The 15,411-nt window shown below is 63.6% G+C and carries 14 protein-coding genes; 7 read left to right on the forward strand and 7 right to left on the reverse strand.

The window, feature by feature from the left end:
• Positions 1–21 precede the first annotated feature (21 nt).
• Together ABWK72_RS12485 and ABWK72_RS12490 are read left to right on the forward strand one after the other, a co-directional pair.
• The gene (locus ABWK72_RS12485) at positions 22–1,188 is read left to right on the forward strand and encodes a pyridoxal phosphate-dependent aminotransferase (protein ID WP_367875127.1); all 1,167 of its coding nucleotides are present in this window, start codon (positions 22–24) and stop codon (positions 1,186–1,188) included.
• A 247-nt stretch (positions 1,189–1,435) separates the two neighbouring features.
• Positions 1,436–3,061, forward strand: coding sequence for a CotH kinase family protein (locus ABWK72_RS12490; RefSeq protein WP_367875128.1), 1,626 nt, complete (start codon positions 1,436–1,438; stop codon positions 3,059–3,061).
• Positions 3,062–3,126: 65 nt separating this feature from the next.
• On the opposite strand, the gene ABWK72_RS12495 is transcribed toward ABWK72_RS12490, so the two are convergent.
• Positions 3,127–3,861, reverse strand: a complete 735-nt coding sequence (locus ABWK72_RS12495) for an EI24 domain-containing protein (RefSeq protein ID WP_367875129.1) — start codon at positions 3,859–3,861, stop codon at positions 3,127–3,129.
• Positions 3,862–4,079: 218 nt separating this feature from the next.
• Between ABWK72_RS12495 and ABWK72_RS12500 the strand changes: the two genes are divergently transcribed.
• A complete protein-coding gene (locus tag ABWK72_RS12500) occupies positions 4,080–4,970 on the forward strand; it encodes a sugar phosphate isomerase/epimerase family protein (protein ID WP_367875130.1) in 891 nt (296 codons plus the stop codon).
• A gap of 25 nt (positions 4,971–4,995) precedes the next feature.
• On the opposite strand, the gene ABWK72_RS12505 is transcribed toward ABWK72_RS12500, so the two are convergent.
• Positions 4,996–5,910: a LysR family transcriptional regulator gene (locus ABWK72_RS12505; RefSeq protein ID WP_367875131.1), complete on the reverse strand. Its 915-nt coding sequence runs from the start codon at positions 5,908–5,910 to the stop codon at positions 4,996–4,998.
• Between the two features lie 98 nt (positions 5,911–6,008).
• Here ABWK72_RS12505 and metE point away from each other — a divergent pair, with 98 nt between their 5' ends.
• Together metE and ABWK72_RS12515 are read left to right on the forward strand one after the other, a co-directional pair.
• A complete protein-coding gene (gene metE, locus ABWK72_RS12510) occupies positions 6,009–8,300 on the forward strand; it encodes a 5-methyltetrahydropteroyltriglutamate--homocysteine S-methyltransferase (protein WP_367875132.1) in 2,292 nt (763 codons plus the stop codon).
• Positions 8,301–8,445: 145 nt separating this feature from the next.
• The gene (locus ABWK72_RS12515; RefSeq protein WP_367875133.1) at positions 8,446–8,994 is read left to right on the forward strand and encodes a hypothetical protein; all 549 of its coding nucleotides are present in this window, start codon (positions 8,446–8,448) and stop codon (positions 8,992–8,994) included.
• Here ABWK72_RS12515 and ABWK72_RS12520 read toward each other — a convergent pair.
• Positions 8,986–9,639: a DUF4230 domain-containing protein gene (locus ABWK72_RS12520; protein WP_367875134.1), complete on the reverse strand. Its 654-nt coding sequence runs from the start codon at positions 9,637–9,639 to the stop codon at positions 8,986–8,988. The two genes, ABWK72_RS12515 and ABWK72_RS12520, sit on opposite strands and share 9 nt — an antisense overlap.
• A 166-nt stretch (positions 9,640–9,805) precedes the next feature.
• Here ABWK72_RS12520 and ABWK72_RS12525 point away from each other — a divergent pair, with 166 nt between their 5' ends.
• Positions 9,806–10,306, forward strand: coding sequence for a hypothetical protein (locus tag ABWK72_RS12525; RefSeq protein WP_367875135.1), 501 nt, complete (start codon positions 9,806–9,808; stop codon positions 10,304–10,306).
• Between the two features lie 282 nt (positions 10,307–10,588).
• Here ABWK72_RS12525 and ABWK72_RS12530 read toward each other — a convergent pair whose 3' ends face one another.
• The 4 genes from ABWK72_RS12530 to ABWK72_RS12545 all read right to left on the reverse strand — a co-directional run bounded on the left by ABWK72_RS12530 (position 10,589) and on the right by ABWK72_RS12545 (position 14,145).
• Positions 10,589–11,587: a hypothetical protein gene (locus ABWK72_RS12530; protein ID WP_367875136.1), complete on the reverse strand. Its 999-nt coding sequence runs from the start codon at positions 11,585–11,587 to the stop codon at positions 10,589–10,591.
• Between the two features lie 111 nt (positions 11,588–11,698).
• Positions 11,699–12,760, reverse strand: a complete 1,062-nt coding sequence (locus ABWK72_RS12535) for a hypothetical protein (RefSeq protein WP_367875137.1) — start codon at positions 12,758–12,760, stop codon at positions 11,699–11,701.
• 23 nt (positions 12,761–12,783) lie between these two features.
• A complete protein-coding gene (locus ABWK72_RS12540) occupies positions 12,784–13,107 on the reverse strand; it encodes a hypothetical protein (protein WP_367875138.1) in 324 nt (107 codons plus the stop codon).
• A 63-nt stretch (positions 13,108–13,170) separates the two neighbouring features.
• Positions 13,171–14,145, reverse strand: coding sequence for a hypothetical protein (locus ABWK72_RS12545; RefSeq protein WP_367875139.1), 975 nt, complete (start codon positions 14,143–14,145; stop codon positions 13,171–13,173).
• Between the two features lie 281 nt (positions 14,146–14,426).
• Here ABWK72_RS12545 and ABWK72_RS12550 point away from each other — a divergent pair, with 281 nt between their 5' ends.
• Positions 14,427–15,404: a phosphoglycerate dehydrogenase gene (locus tag ABWK72_RS12550; RefSeq protein ID WP_367875140.1), complete on the forward strand. Its 978-nt coding sequence runs from the start codon at positions 14,427–14,429 to the stop codon at positions 15,402–15,404.
• Positions 15,405–15,411 lie beyond the last annotated feature (7 nt).

The raw sequence follows: 15,411 nt of genomic DNA on the forward strand, positions 1-15,411 counted from the left end.
ACCACCATCCCGCGCGCCACCATGGAAAGCATCTCATCCCGAATCCTCGAGGTCACCCCTTCTCTCACCCTCGCGGTCACCAATCAGACCAAGGCCATGCTCGCCAAGGGCGAAGAGGTCTACGGCCTCGCCGGCGGTGAACCGGAAGTGGATACCCCGGAGCACATCAAGGCCGCCGCCATCCTGGCGATCCAGCAGGGCAAGACCAAGTACACGCCCGCCGCCGGTATCCCGGAACTGCGCGAGGCGCTCGCCGCCAAGCTCATCGCCGATAACGACCTGGCCTACGACGCCAAGCAGATCTGCGTGACCAACGGTGCCAAGATGGCCTGCTTCAATGCCATTCTCGCGGTGGTGGAAGAAGGTGACGAAGTCATCATCCCGACTCCCTACTGGGTGAGCTACCCGGAGATGGTTCGCCTCGCCGGCGGCAAGCCCGTCCTGGTCGAGACCAAGGAATCCAACGGCTGGAAGATGACTGCCGAGCAATTCGAGGCCGCCATGACCCCGGCGACCAAGATGGTCATCCTCAACTCGCCCTCCAACCCGACCGGCGCGATCTACACCGAGAAGGAGCTCCGCGAGATCGGCGAAGTCGCCCTCTCCGAGGACATCGTGATCCTTTCCGACGAGATTTACGAAAAGCTGGTCTACGGCGAGAACAAGCACGTCTCGATCGCTTCCCTCAGCGACGATCTCTACAACCTCACGATCACCGTCAACGGTTTCTCCAAGGCCTACTCGATGACCGGCTGGCGTCTCGGCTACACCGCCGCGCCGAAGGCCCTCGCCGAGGCGATCGACAAGATCCAGAGCCACACCGTCTCGAACGCCACCACCTTCGCCCAATACGGCGGGCTGGCCGCGCTCCAGGGCGACCAGACCTTCATCAGCGACCTGCGCGACGAGTATGACGTGAAGCGCCAGTTCGTCCTCGCCCGCCTCCGCGCGATCAACAACATCCGCGTGGTCGAGCCGAAAGGCGCCTTCTACTTCTTCGTCTACACCGGCCAACTCGGCCTGAAGTCGATGAACCTGACCGACAAGCTCCTCAGCCGCTACAAGGTCGCCGCCGTTCCCGGCATCGCCTTCGGCTATGACGAAGGCATCCGCCTCAGCTACTGCACCACCTTGGACGTGCTGAACGAAGGCCTGACCCGCTTCGAGCAGTTCTGCCGCGAGCATTGATCGACCGGCGGAAACGAAACGCAGGAATCTTCCAAGCCCGGGGACCACAAGGCCCCGGGCTTTTTCGTGTCCCGCCGTTTAGCGGTCAGGGTCAGCGGGATTTCTTCCCTAGCCCCTGATCCCCGGCCCCTGACCCCTTCACCATTCGCAAAATTCGTGGTGCCTCCCTCTCTTTCCCCGAAACTTTCCCCCTTCCCACACGTTCCACCCGCAGCTTCCGTCCTCCGAGGCAACGATCGTTGTCTCCATGAACATCCTATCCGCTTCAGTACTCCCGTCCCTTTTTCTCACCCTCCCCGCCCTCGCCCAGCAGCCTCCCGGGAATTTCCCGGGCGGGCCGCCGATGCAATCCGAGCGCAAGCTCGTCGGGCAGTTCGACAAGAACGCGGACAAGCGCCTCGACAAGGACGAGCGCGCCACTGCCCGCGAGTTCCTAAAGGCCAACCCCTCCCCTCAACGCGGCGGCTTTCCGGGTGGCGGACGCCGTGGCCCGGGCGGATTCGGCCCCCGCGAGGACGAATCTCCCGCGACTCCCGGCATCCACATCTCACCGGCCGAAGTTCCTTCCGCCGGCTCCGCGGACCTCTATGCCGCGGACACCCTGCGGACGATCTTCATCGACTTCGAGAACACCGATTGGGAGGCCGAACTCGAAGCCTTCCACGCCACCGACGTGGAAGTCCCCGCCACCCTCTCGGTCGATGGCCGGACCTACCCTGGCGTCGGCATCCACTTCCGCGGCATGTCCAGCTACATGATGGTCTCCGCCGGCCGGAAGCGCTCGCTGAACCTTTCGGTCGACTTCACCGACAAGAAGCAGCGCCTCAATGGCTACAAGACCCTCAACCTCCTCAATTCCCACGAGGACGGCACCTTCCTCAGCGCCGTCCTCTACTCGGACATCGCCCGGAAACACATCCCCGCACCAAAGGCCAATCTGGTGCGCGTGGTCATCAACGGCGAAAATTGGAGCGTCTATGTGAACCAGCAGCAGTTCAACAAGGACTTCATCCAGGAGAACTTCCGCACCTCCGAAGGCGCACGCTGGAAGGTCCGCGGCTCCCCGAACGGCCGCGGCGGCCTCGACTACGTCGGCGAAGACCTCGCCGAATACAAGCTGCGCTACGAGATGAAGGAAGGTGGCGACGAGGATTGGAAAGCCCTCATCGCGCTCTGCAAGACTCTCTCCCAAACTCCCGCCGATCAACTCGAAGCGGCCCTCGCGCCAATGCTCGATATCGACAGCACCCTCTGGTTCCTGGCCCTCGACTGCGCCCTGATCAATGGCGACGGCTACTGGATCCGCGCCAGCGACTATAGCCTCTACCGCGACCGCGACGGTCGCTTCCACCTGATCCCCGGCGACATGAATGAGTCCTTCCGCCCCTCCGGTGGTCCGGGCGCTTTCGGTGGCGGTCGCGGCCCCGGTGGTGGCTCGCCCGGATTCCGCCCGGGAGAAGAGGCGCGACCGGGAGAAGCCGGCGAACCCCGCCCGCTCCCGGAAGGCCCGCAAGGAGCCGCACCGCGCGGCAATGGCGTGAAGCTCGATCCCCTCACCGGTCTCGACGACGAACGCAAGCCCCTGCGCTCGAAGCTTCTCGCCATTCCCGCCCTGCGCGAAAGCTACCTCGCCAAGGTCCGCACCATCGCCAGCGACGATCTCGATTGGAGCAAGCTCGGTCCCGTCGTCGCGAAATACCGCGCCCTCGCCGGGAAGGAAATCGCCGCAGACACCCGCAAGCTCACCACCACCGCGGATTTCGAGAAGCTGACGGCAGATGCCCCCGTCCAAGAAGAAGCAGGCCGCAGCGGCATGGCTCTTCGCAGCTTCGCCGACCAGCGCCGGGACTACCTCCTCTCGGTGACGAAATAAGCGGGCCCAAGAAACGGCTCTTCGTCCCAACGGGACGGCATCCCGAACATCCTTCGTCAATCCGGCTATACATCCTCGGCTGGCGGCAACGAAACCACCCCCGTCGCCTGCAGATACACCAGCGTCCCCGCCACCACGAAAACCGGCATGCACAGCACGTTCAACAAAGGAACCACCGCCGCCAGCGCTATCACCGCTCCCAACCCGAGCATCACCCCGCGGTGACGGCGGGCGAGGGCGAATCGCTCCCGCAAGCATCCCGCGGGAATCGTCGCGAAGGAAAACCCCATCGCGAAAGCGCTCCACAGGAACACCAGTACCGGCCCGATCACCGGCAGGAATCCCAGGATCAAAACCGGCACGGTCATCATCAGCAGCACGATCCCCTGCACCGCACCGCGCGTCATCCCCTTCAGGAATCCCTTGAAGCCCACCGGCTCTTTCGGCCCGCCTCCCCTCTGCTCGCGCTCCACCGCCGCTGAGATGAAATCCTGGAACGGGCTCGCCAGCACCAGGAACATCCACGCGAAGGCCCAGCCTAACAGAAGCACCACCGACACCGCGGCGAAGACATTCATCGCGCCAGCCAACCAAGTGCCATAGTCGCGGCTCCCCACGAAATCCCCGATGCCCTCCCGGATCCAGCCGAAGGCGAAGTAAAACGCCACCAAGTCCAGCAGGAGCGTGATCAGCAGCGGCGGCACCAGCCACAGCAGGATCCGCGGGCGGCGCACGATAATACCCATCGCCGCCGGCACCGCCTTCAATCCGTGAACAAAGCCAAGGCGCACTTGGCTCATGACTTCAACGGCGGGATGGTGGAGGGGCGAATGCACCCGTTTGTCATGACTCATGGTTAGTGGCCCGCGGGAGAATACGTCAAGCACGCCGCCGCCTTCCGATCTGCCACCAGGCAGTCAGTTCAGTCCTTCCATTCATCCAGCCAGCCTTTCAACCTGCCGGCGCATTCCACACTTCAAGATTGAAAGCTCCACCCACCCCTTCACCTTGGAGAATCATGCAGCGCCGCCACTTTCTCGAACTCTCCGCCCTTGCCGCCGCTTCCGCCACGATCTCCAAAGCCGCGGACGAGCCCGCAAAAACCACAAGGCCCCGCCTCGCCTTCACCAAGACCCTTGAGAAGCTGCCCTTCGACGAACTTGCCACGCGCATCGCCGCGCTCGGCTTCACCGGTCTCGAAGCTCCGATCCGCAAGGGCGGCCACATCGAACCGGAACAAGCGCCGGACAAGCTTCCCGAATTCGTAGCCGCGCTAAAGAAGCAGAACCTCGAACTCACCATCCTCACCTCCGACATCGTCCGCGCCGACAAGGGCAGCGAGACCCTGCTCCGCACTGCCGTCGCCCAAGGCATCAAGCGCTACCGCCTCGGGCCTTACTTCTACGATCTCAAGAAGCCCATCGTGCCGCAACTCGCCGAAGTTCGGGCCAAGCTCACGGACCTCGCCGCGATGAACAAGGAGCTCGGCATCCAGGGCCAGTTCCAGAACCATCGAGGCAACAACCGCGTCGGCTCGCCGCTCTGGGATCTCATCTCCGCGCTCGAAGACATTGACCCCGCCCACCTCGGCATCGCCTTCGATTTTGCCCACGCCACCGTCGAAGGCACGAACGCCTGGGAGATCACCCTTCGCCGCGCCGCACCGCATGTCGTCGCGGTCTACTTCAAGGACTACAAGCTCGTTGGCCGTGAATGGATGCCCTGCCCCCTCGGAGAAGGCTCCGTGAACCCGAAAGCCGGAGCGATCGTCAAAGAACTCCTGCCCGCGAACACGCCCGTCTCCCTGCATGTCGAATACATCGAAGGCGGCGGCGCGGAACGGGATGCCAAAACCCTCGCCGCTATGAAAAACGACCTCGCCACCCTCGCGAAGTGGCTCCCCGTCTAATCGCCTCCATCGGGACCGCCAGGCCCTACAACAGCCGTATCCCCTCGAACTGCTTCACCGCCGTCACCCGCACGGTCTCGATGAACTCCCTCATAAAAGCCTGCCCCGCCCCTTCCTTCGTCGTCGCCGCATGCAGCGAGGCCCGCAGGCCTCTCGCCGTGATCGGCATCTCCGCCACGTAGTCCTTTTCCAGATAAGGTTGCACCGCCCAGCGCGGCAGCGCCGCGATCCCGCGCTTGCTCTTCACCAGTTGCAGGATCGCCACGGTCAGCTCGGTCGTCCGCCGTTCCTTCGGCTCCACGCCCGCCGGCTCCAGAACCTGGCGGAAGAGGTCCATCCGGTTGTCCGGAATCGGGTAGGTGATCAGCGTCTCCAGCGCGAAGTCCTTCGCCGTCAAATACGACTTCCCTAGTAGCGGGTGATCCTGTGCCAGCAAAGCGGGCATGTCATACTCGAACAAAGGATGATGCTCGATCCCCTTCCGCCGCTTCGCCGCCGACACGATCACCAGGTCCGCCCGGTTCTCGTCCAACAGGCCAACCGGATCCGGATGGAAGCCCGAGACAATATCCATCTCCACATCGGGCCAGCCCTCGCGCAGCAGGTCCATCGCCGGCATCAGCCAGTCGAAACACGAGTGGCACTCGACCGCAATTCGCAGCGTTCCCGCGGTCCCTTGGCCAATCCGCGCGAGATCCCGCTCCGCATCCCGCACCTGCCGCTTCACATCATACGCCAGCACCAGCAAGCGCTCCCCCGCCCGCGTCCAGCGCAGCGGACTGGTCTTCCGCTCGAAGAGCTCGAAGCCATACTGCTCCTCAAGACCCCGCATCTGGTGGGATAGCGCGCTCTGGCTCAGCGAAACCTTTTCCCCTGCGCGGGTCAGGTTCCCCGTCTCGGCCAAGGCAATCAGCGAATCGAGGTGGCGGATCTCAAGCATGCCGGACCATGCATGCCATCCATCATGCACGCAATGGCCAATCACAATGAAGAACATGCGTTTTGTTCATGGACCTCGGTCCCTCATTCTCGCCACCGATGAATGCATCCCTGACCAGCCACGTCGCCGGCTATCCCCGCATCGGTGAAAAGCGCGAACTCAAGCAATCCCTCGAAGCCTTTTGGCAAGGCAAGCTCGACGCCGCCAGCCTCGACCAAGCCGCCAAGGACCTGCGCCTCCGCCATTGGCAGGACCAGAACGCCGCCGGTCTCTCCTTCGTCGCCACCAATGACTTCAGCCTCTACGATGGCATGCTCGATCTCGCCTGCACCTTCGGCGCGATCCCCGAGCGCTTCGGCCCTGCTGCCTCGCCGCTGACCCTGGAACGCTACTTCCGCATGGCCCGCGGCCGCAGCCGCGAGGGCGGCGCGCCCGACGTGGTCCCGCTCGAACTCACCAAATGGTTCGATACCAATTACCACTACCTCGTCCCCGAACTGTCCCGGGACCAGTCCTTCCACTTCAGCTGGGACAAGCCTGTTAGAGAAACCCGGGAAGCAATCGCCGCCGGCTTCCGGCCCAAGCCCGTGCTCATCGGCCCGGTGACCTTCCTGGCCCTGTCGAAGCTGGCAGGCAGCGATCCGCTCTCGCTCATCGACCGCCTGGGCCCCGCCTATCGCGACCTCCTGGAAGCACTCGCCGCCGCCGGTGCCGAATGGGTCGAAATCAGCGAACCCATCCTCGCCTGCCGCCGCGATGAAGCCGTGCTCGCCGCCCTCGAAGAAGCATGGGACAGCCTCCGCCCCGCCTCTCCGCTCAAGCTGCTGCTCTCCGTCCCCTTCGGCCGCCTCGGCGATGCGCTGCCCCGCATCTGCGCCCTGAAGACCGATGGCTTCCACACCGATGCCACCCGCGCCTCCGCCGACCTGCCCTGGCTGCTCGCCAACTACCCGCAAGACCGCGTCCTCTCGCTCGGCCTCATCGATGGCCGCAATATCTGGCGCGCCGATATCGAAGTCCTCCGCGCCCTGGTCGCGTCCTTCCGCGCCAAGCGCACACCGGAGAATCTCTGGCTCGGCACTTCCTGCAGCCTCCAGCACGCCCCCCACTCGCTCGCCGCCGAGACCGCTCTCGATCCCGATCTCCGCTCATGGCTCTCCTTCGCGAAGGAGAAGCTCGGCGAACTCGCCGCCGTCGCCGCCGCCGAATCCCATCCCGACCTCTCCGCCGCCGCCCGCGCGGCCCTCGCCAATCGCCGCGCACACCCCGGCGTTCGATCGAAGGAAGTCCGCAGCGCCATCGCCGCGCTCGATGACTCCTCCGCCAATCGCGGCAAGCCGCTCGCCGAACGCCTCGCCCTCCAACGCAAGGCCCTCGGCCTGCCACTCTTCCCGACCACCACCATCGGCTCCTTCCCGCAGACCGCCGAAATCCGCCGCCTGCGTGCCCGCCACCGCAAGGGCGACCTCGACGACGCCGGCTACCAGTCTTCGCTCGATGCCGCCATGCGCGAGACCATCCGCCTGCAGGAGGAACTCGGCCTCGACGTCCTCGTCCACGGCGAATTCGAGCGCACCGACATGGTCGAGTTCTTCGGCGAGAAACTCGAAGGCATCGCCGTCACCGCCAACGGTTGGGTCCAGAGCTACGGCTCCCGCTGCGTGAAGCCGCCCCTCATCTGGGGCGATATTCTCCGCCCGGCACCGATGACCGTCGAGGTCAGCGCGAAGGCCCAGGCCCTCACCAGCAAGCCCGTCAAAGGCATGCTCACCGGCCCGATCACCATCCTGCAATGGAGCTTCGTCCGCGACGACCTGCCGCGCTCGCTGGTCGCCCTGCAACTCGCCCTCGCCATCCGCAAGGAAGTCGTGGACCTCGAAGCCGCCGGCCTGCGCGTCATCCAGGTCGATGAGCCCGGCCTCCGCGAAGGCCTGCCGCTCGATCCCGCGGAACGCGAAGCCTACCTCGCCGCCGCCGTACGCGCCTTCCGCGTCGCGGTCGCCGGCGTGCGCGATGAAACCCAGATCCACACCCACATGTGCTATGCCGAATTCGACGACGTCGCCGGCTCCATCGCCGCGCTGGAAGCGGACGTGATCTCGCTCGAAGCCTCGCGCAGCAAGATGGAAGCCCTCAGCGCCATCGTCTCCGGCGAGATCGGCTCGGAAGTCGGCCCCGGCGTCTGGGACATCCACTCGCCTCGCATTCCTTCCACGGAAGAAATGGTTGCCCTGTTAGAGCGGGCCGCCGCAGTGCTCCCCGCGGAACGCCTGTGGGTGAATCCCGACTGCGGCCTCAAGACCCGCGGCTGGCCGGAGACCAAGGCCGCGCTGGCGAACATGGTGGAAGCTGCGGCAAGGCTGCGGATCTCGGTTCCCCAAACAACGTGAAACTCCCGCGGGGGCCGCGCCGGCACACGGCCCCCGCGACGCTTCGTGCCGCGCCGAAAATTCGCCCGCGCTTCATTCCGGTTTCACCCGCCGGGCCATGCTTCCTTCAACCCGGTCACGCCGATCGGGTTGAACACGCACAAGCATGCCCCTCAATCTCAAAGTCCTCCCCCACCAGCTCCGCCACTGGGCGCTCCACTGCAGCCTGACCGCGCTGCCCAGCTTCGGGATTGCGCTATTCATGCTTCAACTGTGGAAGCTGCCCGCCGCGATCGCGGCCATGCTGGCGGCGATCGCCACCTTCATCGCCCTCTACGCCTTGATCACCTCGCTCAAGGGACCGCTCACAGATCCGGGGACTCTCGTGGCCCGCTCCCTGAAACTCGGCACCCGCATCCGCACCGCCATCAGCCTGATCTCGATCCCCCTCCTCTTCACGCGAATGGGCGGCTGGACCCCCGATTTTTGGTGCGGCTTCCTCGCCTGCAGCGTGACCAACGCCATCGGCAAAAAACTCGGAAGCCATCAAGAGTTGATCAGGTCTGGGCGCGGCGACTTCCTTCCCGTCTACTTCACCACCATTCTCGAAGGCATCATCATCTCCTTCATGCTCCTGATGATCGCATTCTTCAGCCTCCTGATCCTGCAGCGCCGCCAAACCCGACGCTCCTTCCCCGCCGCGATCTCACGGTGAAGGCACCTTCTTCTCCGGTCGTTCGACCTTCACTTGCCCCGCCCCCAGCAAATCCTGCAAACGGGTGCGCAGCGTGGATTCCACGATATCGAGCACCCCGCTGCGCTGCGCCTCCTGCCGCATCTGGATCGTGAGCTCCCGGATCAATTGCTCGCGATCCCCGCCGGTGATCTTGTTGGCCCAGCCGTCCGATTCATCGAGTTCCTTGAAAGCCGTCAGCTCCACGGAAAGGATCTGCGGTTCGGGGAAGCGCGCGATCGGGACACCATTCTCCATCTGCAGCGAAACGCCCGGCTCCAGCTTGTAGCCCGCCGTCACCCGGTACTCTCCGCGGGCGATCAGGCGCTTCGTGCCTGCAGGCAAATACCTCAAAACATAAGCTTCGTTCTCGAAGCTGCGGGTCGCGGACATCTTCATCTCGATCAGCGCCAGCTCGGAAATCTGGTTGGTCTCGCTGATCTCCGCCCGGCCCTCCACGATGCGGGTGCTCGAACCGGTGATAGCACCCAGCACCTTCTCCAAGCCCGATACCGTGCCGCCCACGCTGCGGTCCACGATCCGCAGCCCCAGCCAGGCAAGCAGCACCAGCACCGCCAGCACGCAGGCCCAGCGGACGGTCTTCCAAAGCTCGGGTTGGGCATTCATGGTCATCAGAGTAGAGGCCGTAGCTCGCCACCGACAAGTGGAGAGGTCTCCGCGCTTTCCAATGGCTAGCTACCGTGGCCGCCGCCCCGATTTATCCGGATGCCGGAAATTGGGGTTTGGCATTTCCGGAGGCATGGCATGGAGTCGCGGCAACGATTTTCCCCACGTGAAAGCCCACGAACTCTACAACGCCGTCGATCCCGCCCTGGTGACCCAAATGCTCGATTGGTTTCGCGACCATGACCGCAATGTCTACAAATCGGCCGTCTCGACCCTGGCCCAGAGCAAGAAACTGCGGCTCGTCTTCATCCAGAAGAAGCCGGTCGTCGAGCAATACGCATGGATCCTGAAGACCCTCCGCAGCAAGCAGGCCGACACCATCGGTGAGCACCTCCTCCAAGCCTGGTTCATGGCTGGCAACCAGGAAATGCTCGCCAAGTTCTGCGATGCTCTCGGCATCGAGCACGACGGCAAGGGCTCGGTCTCCGGCGACCTCCCGGACGCCATCGACGCGGCCAAGCTCGACGCCGCCGTGGACACCCTGGTGGAAAGCTACGATCCGAAGCGGGTCGCCCTCTACCTTCACGTCTTCAATCTTCAAGTGCCCGGCGGCTGGGACAGCCTGACCGCCAAGCTGGCCGCGGACCCGCGTCTCGCACTGGCCTGACCCGCGCGTTAGGGCGGCTTTCTTAGCGCCTGTCTGAAAACTGGCGAAGGCAGGGACCTTTCTCCGAAAGGTCCGGCTGGGGACGGCCGAAAGCCTCGCTCCGGTGCCGCCTCATATGAGACCGCCGCCATAAGCCGGACCGCTCGGAGAGCGGTCCCTGCCTTTTTAAGACAGCCTCTTAGCAGCGAAGGGCATGTATTCCATCCCGGAGGGCCGGGGGAAGTGCTGGCTCCACCTCGCGGCATCACGATCCCGTGAATCCGCCCGCTGGCTGAGCCAAGTTCACTGCTGCTCGTCCGTCATGAGCAAGGCATCACGCGGTGCCAGAGTCGCGAGCTTGCCCCGCGCCGCCATATACTGGGAACGCAGCTTCACGGTGGCCGACTCAAGCCGGCTGGCGCGGTCTCCCCAAGTCTCCAGGCTGCCGGGAACCGAGCGGCCGCGGGCCGAGTTGCTGGCTTCGGAGCGGGCGCGCATCGCCTCCGATTGGGCGTTGCGATAGCGATTGCGCGCTTCAAGCACCTCCTCCCGGATGCTCTGGATCTTCGCTTCGGCAGGATCGGGCTCCTTCTCCTTGGTCTTACCCGGCTTCGATGGCTTCACCACCGGGACGGGATCGGGGTCATCGTCCTTGGAATCTTCCATGAGCTGGTTGTGGCGGTCCTGCCGGGCCTTCTCCTCATCGAGCATCTTGATCACCTCGTCACGATTCCACTGGAAGCGCTCGTGCCAAGCCGGGTCGAGATCCTCGGGAAGCAAGCGCGAGATCCCCTGATCATGGCGGATCTCCATTCCCGCCACCGACACCTTGCGAATCGTCACATCCTTGTAAATGCGTCCGCTGCGGGACTTTAATTCGGGGATCTGCTCACCCGCGGCGGCACCCCGGACCTGCTGCCGGTAGCGGTTGCGGTACTCCTCGAGCGCCAAAGTCGCCGCCGAGAGACCGGCCACAGCCGTTTCCTTTTCCTGGCGCAGGGCCGCCACCCGGGCTTCACCCGCCTTGACCCCGGCAGACGCACTCTGGATCGAATTCCCCTGCGCGGCCAACGGCTCGCAGTTTTCCCGCCAATGCTGGCGCGCGGTTTCCAAGCGGATCTTGCAGGTCTCCAAGTCGTGGTGCTCTTCCGCGATCCGCTCTTCCAGCGAAATCTTGTTGCTGGAAAAACGGAAACGTTTGTCGGCCATCAGCGAGAACACGATGCCGGCAAAAACCAGCACGATGATGCCCACGAGGAAGCCGACCATCCCCGAATTGTCGGAATTATTAAAGTCGTCCATGGGAGTGAGGAGGTGTGCGGAGGGGGCAGGCACTTATGCGGACACGCGATCTCCGGCATCCCCGTGTCGTCGTGACCGGGAGCCTGTCTGAACCGTGGAGGCGCAAGGCGATCAGGGCTGCGCGGGGCTTGCGGGTGCTTGCTTCGCGGCAAGTTCCTTCTTGAGCTTGGCAATCTCGGATTTGATCCCGTCCACCTCCCGCTCAAGAATGGTGGCTTCGCGCTTGTTACTGGCGATCTGGCGCTCGAAATCGCGGATCTGCGTCCGGTTCCCCGAGACCCGGTTCTCCGCGACGCGGAGGGCCTCCCGGATCTGCGGCGTCTTGTTGATCCCTTGAGCCCGGCGACCGGCGCGATTGGCCGACTTGGCGGCCTCTTCGGCGAGTTCGGCGCGGATGCTGTCCACCCGGCGCATCAGGTTCGGCTCATTCGACTTCGCATCCTGGATACCGCCGTTGGCGGCCGTGATCTCGCCATTCAACTTGGCCACCCGCTCAAGCTTTTCCTGGCCCTTCTTGGCCAGGCTCGCGATCTCGACGTTGTCGGAGAGATCCTGGAAGGTGTCATCCTCCTTCTTGGTATCGGCGGTTTTCTGATCTTCGTCGAACTGGAAGCGGTCTTGAAGGGCTTGCGGGAGATCCGATCCGTCGATGCGGCGTTTGCCCGTTTCATCGGTGATCTCAACGCCGATGTGGCTGACCTTGGTGATGATCACCTTGCTGAAACTGCGGCCGGTCAAGGTCTTGAGCTCGCCCAGGGACTCGCCCTCCGCCGCCGCCCATTCGGAAGCGCGGTAGGCATCCTTGTATTCCTCCCACTTCGCCTTCGCGGCATCGATCTCCGCCAAAGCTTCGTCGCGCGAGGCGGTCACTTCTACGAGCTGCTTCTCGTCCAAGCCGCTGCGGACCTTCAAGCGCGTGATCTCAAGATCCTGCTCCTTGAGTACCTGACCTTCGGAAACCCGGCGCTTGGCCGAGCCGATTTCCTCCTTCAGGCTTTGAATGTCCTCCTTCTGGTGACGGACCACCGACTCGATGGTCTGCTTGCCGCCCTGCATTCCCTCGTCGAAGACGAACATATACAGCGTCCCGAAACCAACGAGCACGAGCAAGGCCAGCAGGGTGCCGATGACACCCGGCCCGCGGCTACTGGTAAGAAGATCGGAGAAACCCATGAACTTCGGGAGGAAATGGAAAATCAGCGGACGACGTACTTGCGGCGGTAGACCTCGTGATCCTTTTCGATCTGCGTCTTCTGCTTCTGCAGCCGCTCGATCTCCTGCTCAAGGGTAGCGATCTGGGTCTGCTGCAGCTCTGAATCCTGCTTGAGCTTGGAAATCTCGGTGCTGCGATCCGGCGGGATGTTCGAAATCTTCTCTTGGAGAATCTTCAATTCGCCGTCGAGCAAGCGGATCTCCGCCTTCTGCTCCTCGCGCTTGCGCACGAGTTCCGGATCGTCACTGCAGGAGCTGAAGGAGAGGCAGACAAGCACGAGGCCGGCCGATGAAAGGAGGCGGGACATGGTGGGAAGGTTGATCAAGGGATGATGGTGACGCGGGGGTGGCGGAGCGATTTCGGAATGCGATTACCAACCACCGGGTTTCGGCACGTAATTGGGCCGTCCGCCAGGCTGCACCGGAGTGATGCGCGGTGTATAACCACAACCACCGGAAACCGTCACGGCGAAAGCCCGCGCATAATTGCCGACGCTGCCGTTGAGGCGGGGACCACAATTCGACGAAGGATAGTAGTAGCGGTTGCCCGAATAGTAATTCGGATACCATGTCGTATTGCCACGGTTGCTGCTGAAGGCCCGCGGCTCGTCATGGAGTCGCGAGCGCTTGGAATCATTGGAAGCAAGACTCGTTGCACGAGCGTCCGAGCGGGCCTGTGCGGCGGCCAAGACCCTGTCGGACTCGCGTTCCGCGGCAATCCGCTGGGTTTCCTTGCGTTCGGCATCGACGGATACCATGCGGTTGTCGATCCACGCTTCATAGACCCGGGCCGCAGCCCGTTCCTTCTCGATCGCCGCAAGGGCGTCGCCGGCGTCGAGCGCGAAGACATCGTGAAGCGCGGAGTTGAGTTCCGTGGCCGGAAGCCGGGCGGAACCGGTCGAGTGGCGGAACTCGATGCCCACGTCGCTGATCTTGGTGATGACCACGTCTTCGTAGGTCCGGCCGCTGGCACCGGCCAGGGATTCAAAATTGCGCCCGATGGCATTGGCGCGGGTTTCGGACACCCACGCGTCGCGTTGCTTCTGCGCGGCGGCGGCAAGGCCGGAGATATCGGTGCGGATCGCCTCGGCGGTCGCCTTCAACTCCCCCAGCAGCGTTTGGTCCTTCGCAACCTTCACCGTGAGGGCCGAGTGATCCTTGCCAGCGGTCTCCTCGCCGAGCCGCATCTTCAGCAATTTGATCTCTTGGACCAGCTCGACGCGATCCGCCTCAAGCCTCCACCAATCCGGATCCATCCGGGCATCGGAGTTGCGTTTGCAGCTGGGCAGCACCGCCAGCGCAAGCACGGGCAGCGTCACGAGGCGTAGAGGAGAGATCGCCTTCATCGGTTCAAAGTTTTAACAGGAGTTGGAACGAGTTACTGCCGTATTTCTTTCATACGCGATAAGTGATTGCCATCTCTTAATGGGGTTTCACGGAATTTTCACCGAGTGCGGAAATTGTGCGGGAAAAGACATCGGAAACCTGAAAAATAACCCCATCAGAAATTCGACACGAACCAAGCGTTGCTGCGGGCCGCCGCCCCGGCTCGGGAATCAACTCGCATCAAGCCGGAATTTCTGACTTGTATGACAGCTTCCACCCCTTCACAACCCGCCCGCCTGCCATGCCTGCCCGCATTCTTCTGACCACCTGCAGTTTCCAGGACACCCCCGGCCCGCACCACGCCCAGTTGGAAAGCCAGGATTTCGAGGTCGTCCGCGAACGCGGACCCCTCAGCGAAGCCCGGATGCTGGAGCTCGCCGGCGAATTCGACGGCTTCCTCTGCGGCGATGATGCCATCACCCGCGCGGTCATCGAAAAGAGCCTGCCGCGCCTCAAGGTGATCTCGAAATACGGCATCGGCCTCGACAAGATCGACATCGCCGCGACCAAGGAATTCGCCATCCCCGTGCTCTTCACCCCCGGCGTCAACCACACCACCGTCGCCGAACACACCTTCTGCCTGCTGCTGGCGATGCAGAAGAACCTGGTCGAGACGGTCAATGCCACCCGCCAGGGCAAGTGGCTGCGGATTACCGGCCACGAGCTCTGGCGCAAGCGCATCGGCCTGATCGGCATGGGCCGCATCGGCCAGGAAATGGCCCGCCGCGCCCACGGCTTCGACATGGAGATCCACGGCTTCGGCAATTTCTGGCCGGACGAGATCGCTGCGCAGTACGGCGTGATCCGCCATGACACCGTGGAATCCCTCTTCGCCGCCGTCGATATCATCAGCCCGCACACCAAGCTCACCAAGGACACTTGGCACCTGATCAACCGCGAACGCCTGGCGCTCATGCCCGAAGGCTCTTACGTGGTGAACACCGGCCGCGGCGAGTTGAGCGACTCCGCTGCCATCCTCGAAGCCCTCGATTCCGGCCGCCTCGCCGGCTACGCGACCGATGTCATGGAGGAAGAACCGCCACCGGCCGACCACCCCCTGCTCGCCCACCCGAAGGTCATCGTCACCGCCCACATCGGCTCCCGGACCTTCGAGAGCGTTCCCCGGCAGGCAAAAAAGTCACTCGATAACCTCTTGAACTTCTTGTCCGGAAGCGGCCCGATCGCCTGCGCCAACGGAGTCATCCCCTCCGACGAATAAGGATCTC

The sequence above is a fragment of the Luteolibacter sp. Populi genome, from assembly GCF_040801775.1.
Lineage (GTDB): Bacteria > Verrucomicrobiota > Verrucomicrobiia > Verrucomicrobiales > Akkermansiaceae > Haloferula.

What these genes read in the sequence shown, in the direction of transcription:
- ABWK72_RS12485 (WP_367875127.1), top strand. Translation starts at nt 22, where the DNA reads ATGGAAAGCATCTCATCCCGAATCCTCGAGGTCACCCCTTCTCTCACC.
- ABWK72_RS12490 (WP_367875128.1), top strand. Translation starts at nt 1,436, where the DNA reads ATGAACATCCTATCCGCTTCAGTACTCCCGTCCCTTTTTCTCACCCTC.
- ABWK72_RS12495 (WP_367875129.1), bottom strand. Translation starts at nt 3,861, where the DNA reads ATGAGCCAAGTGCGCCTTGGCTTTGTTCACGGATTGAAGGCGGTGCCG.
- ABWK72_RS12500 (WP_367875130.1), top strand. Translation starts at nt 4,080, where the DNA reads ATGCAGCGCCGCCACTTTCTCGAACTCTCCGCCCTTGCCGCCGCTTCC.
- ABWK72_RS12505 (WP_367875131.1), bottom strand. Translation starts at nt 5,910, where the DNA reads ATGCTTGAGATCCGCCACCTCGATTCGCTGATTGCCTTGGCCGAGACG.
- metE (WP_367875132.1), top strand. Translation starts at nt 6,009, where the DNA reads ATGAATGCATCCCTGACCAGCCACGTCGCCGGCTATCCCCGCATCGGT.
- ABWK72_RS12515 (WP_367875133.1), top strand. Translation starts at nt 8,446, where the DNA reads ATGCCCCTCAATCTCAAAGTCCTCCCCCACCAGCTCCGCCACTGGGCG.
- ABWK72_RS12520 (WP_367875134.1), bottom strand. Translation starts at nt 9,639, where the DNA reads ATGAATGCCCAACCCGAGCTTTGGAAGACCGTCCGCTGGGCCTGCGTG.
- ABWK72_RS12530 (WP_367875136.1), bottom strand. Translation starts at nt 11,587, where the DNA reads ATGGACGACTTTAATAATTCCGACAATTCGGGGATGGTCGGCTTCCTC.
- ABWK72_RS12535 (WP_367875137.1), bottom strand. Translation starts at nt 12,760, where the DNA reads ATGGGTTTCTCCGATCTTCTTACCAGTAGCCGCGGGCCGGGTGTCATC.
- ABWK72_RS12540 (WP_367875138.1), bottom strand. Translation starts at nt 13,107, where the DNA reads ATGTCCCGCCTCCTTTCATCGGCCGGCCTCGTGCTTGTCTGCCTCTCC.
- ABWK72_RS12545 (WP_367875139.1), bottom strand. Translation starts at nt 14,145, where the DNA reads ATGAAGGCGATCTCTCCTCTACGCCTCGTGACGCTGCCCGTGCTTGCG.
- ABWK72_RS12550 (WP_367875140.1), top strand. Translation starts at nt 14,427, where the DNA reads ATGCCTGCCCGCATTCTTCTGACCACCTGCAGTTTCCAGGACACCCCC.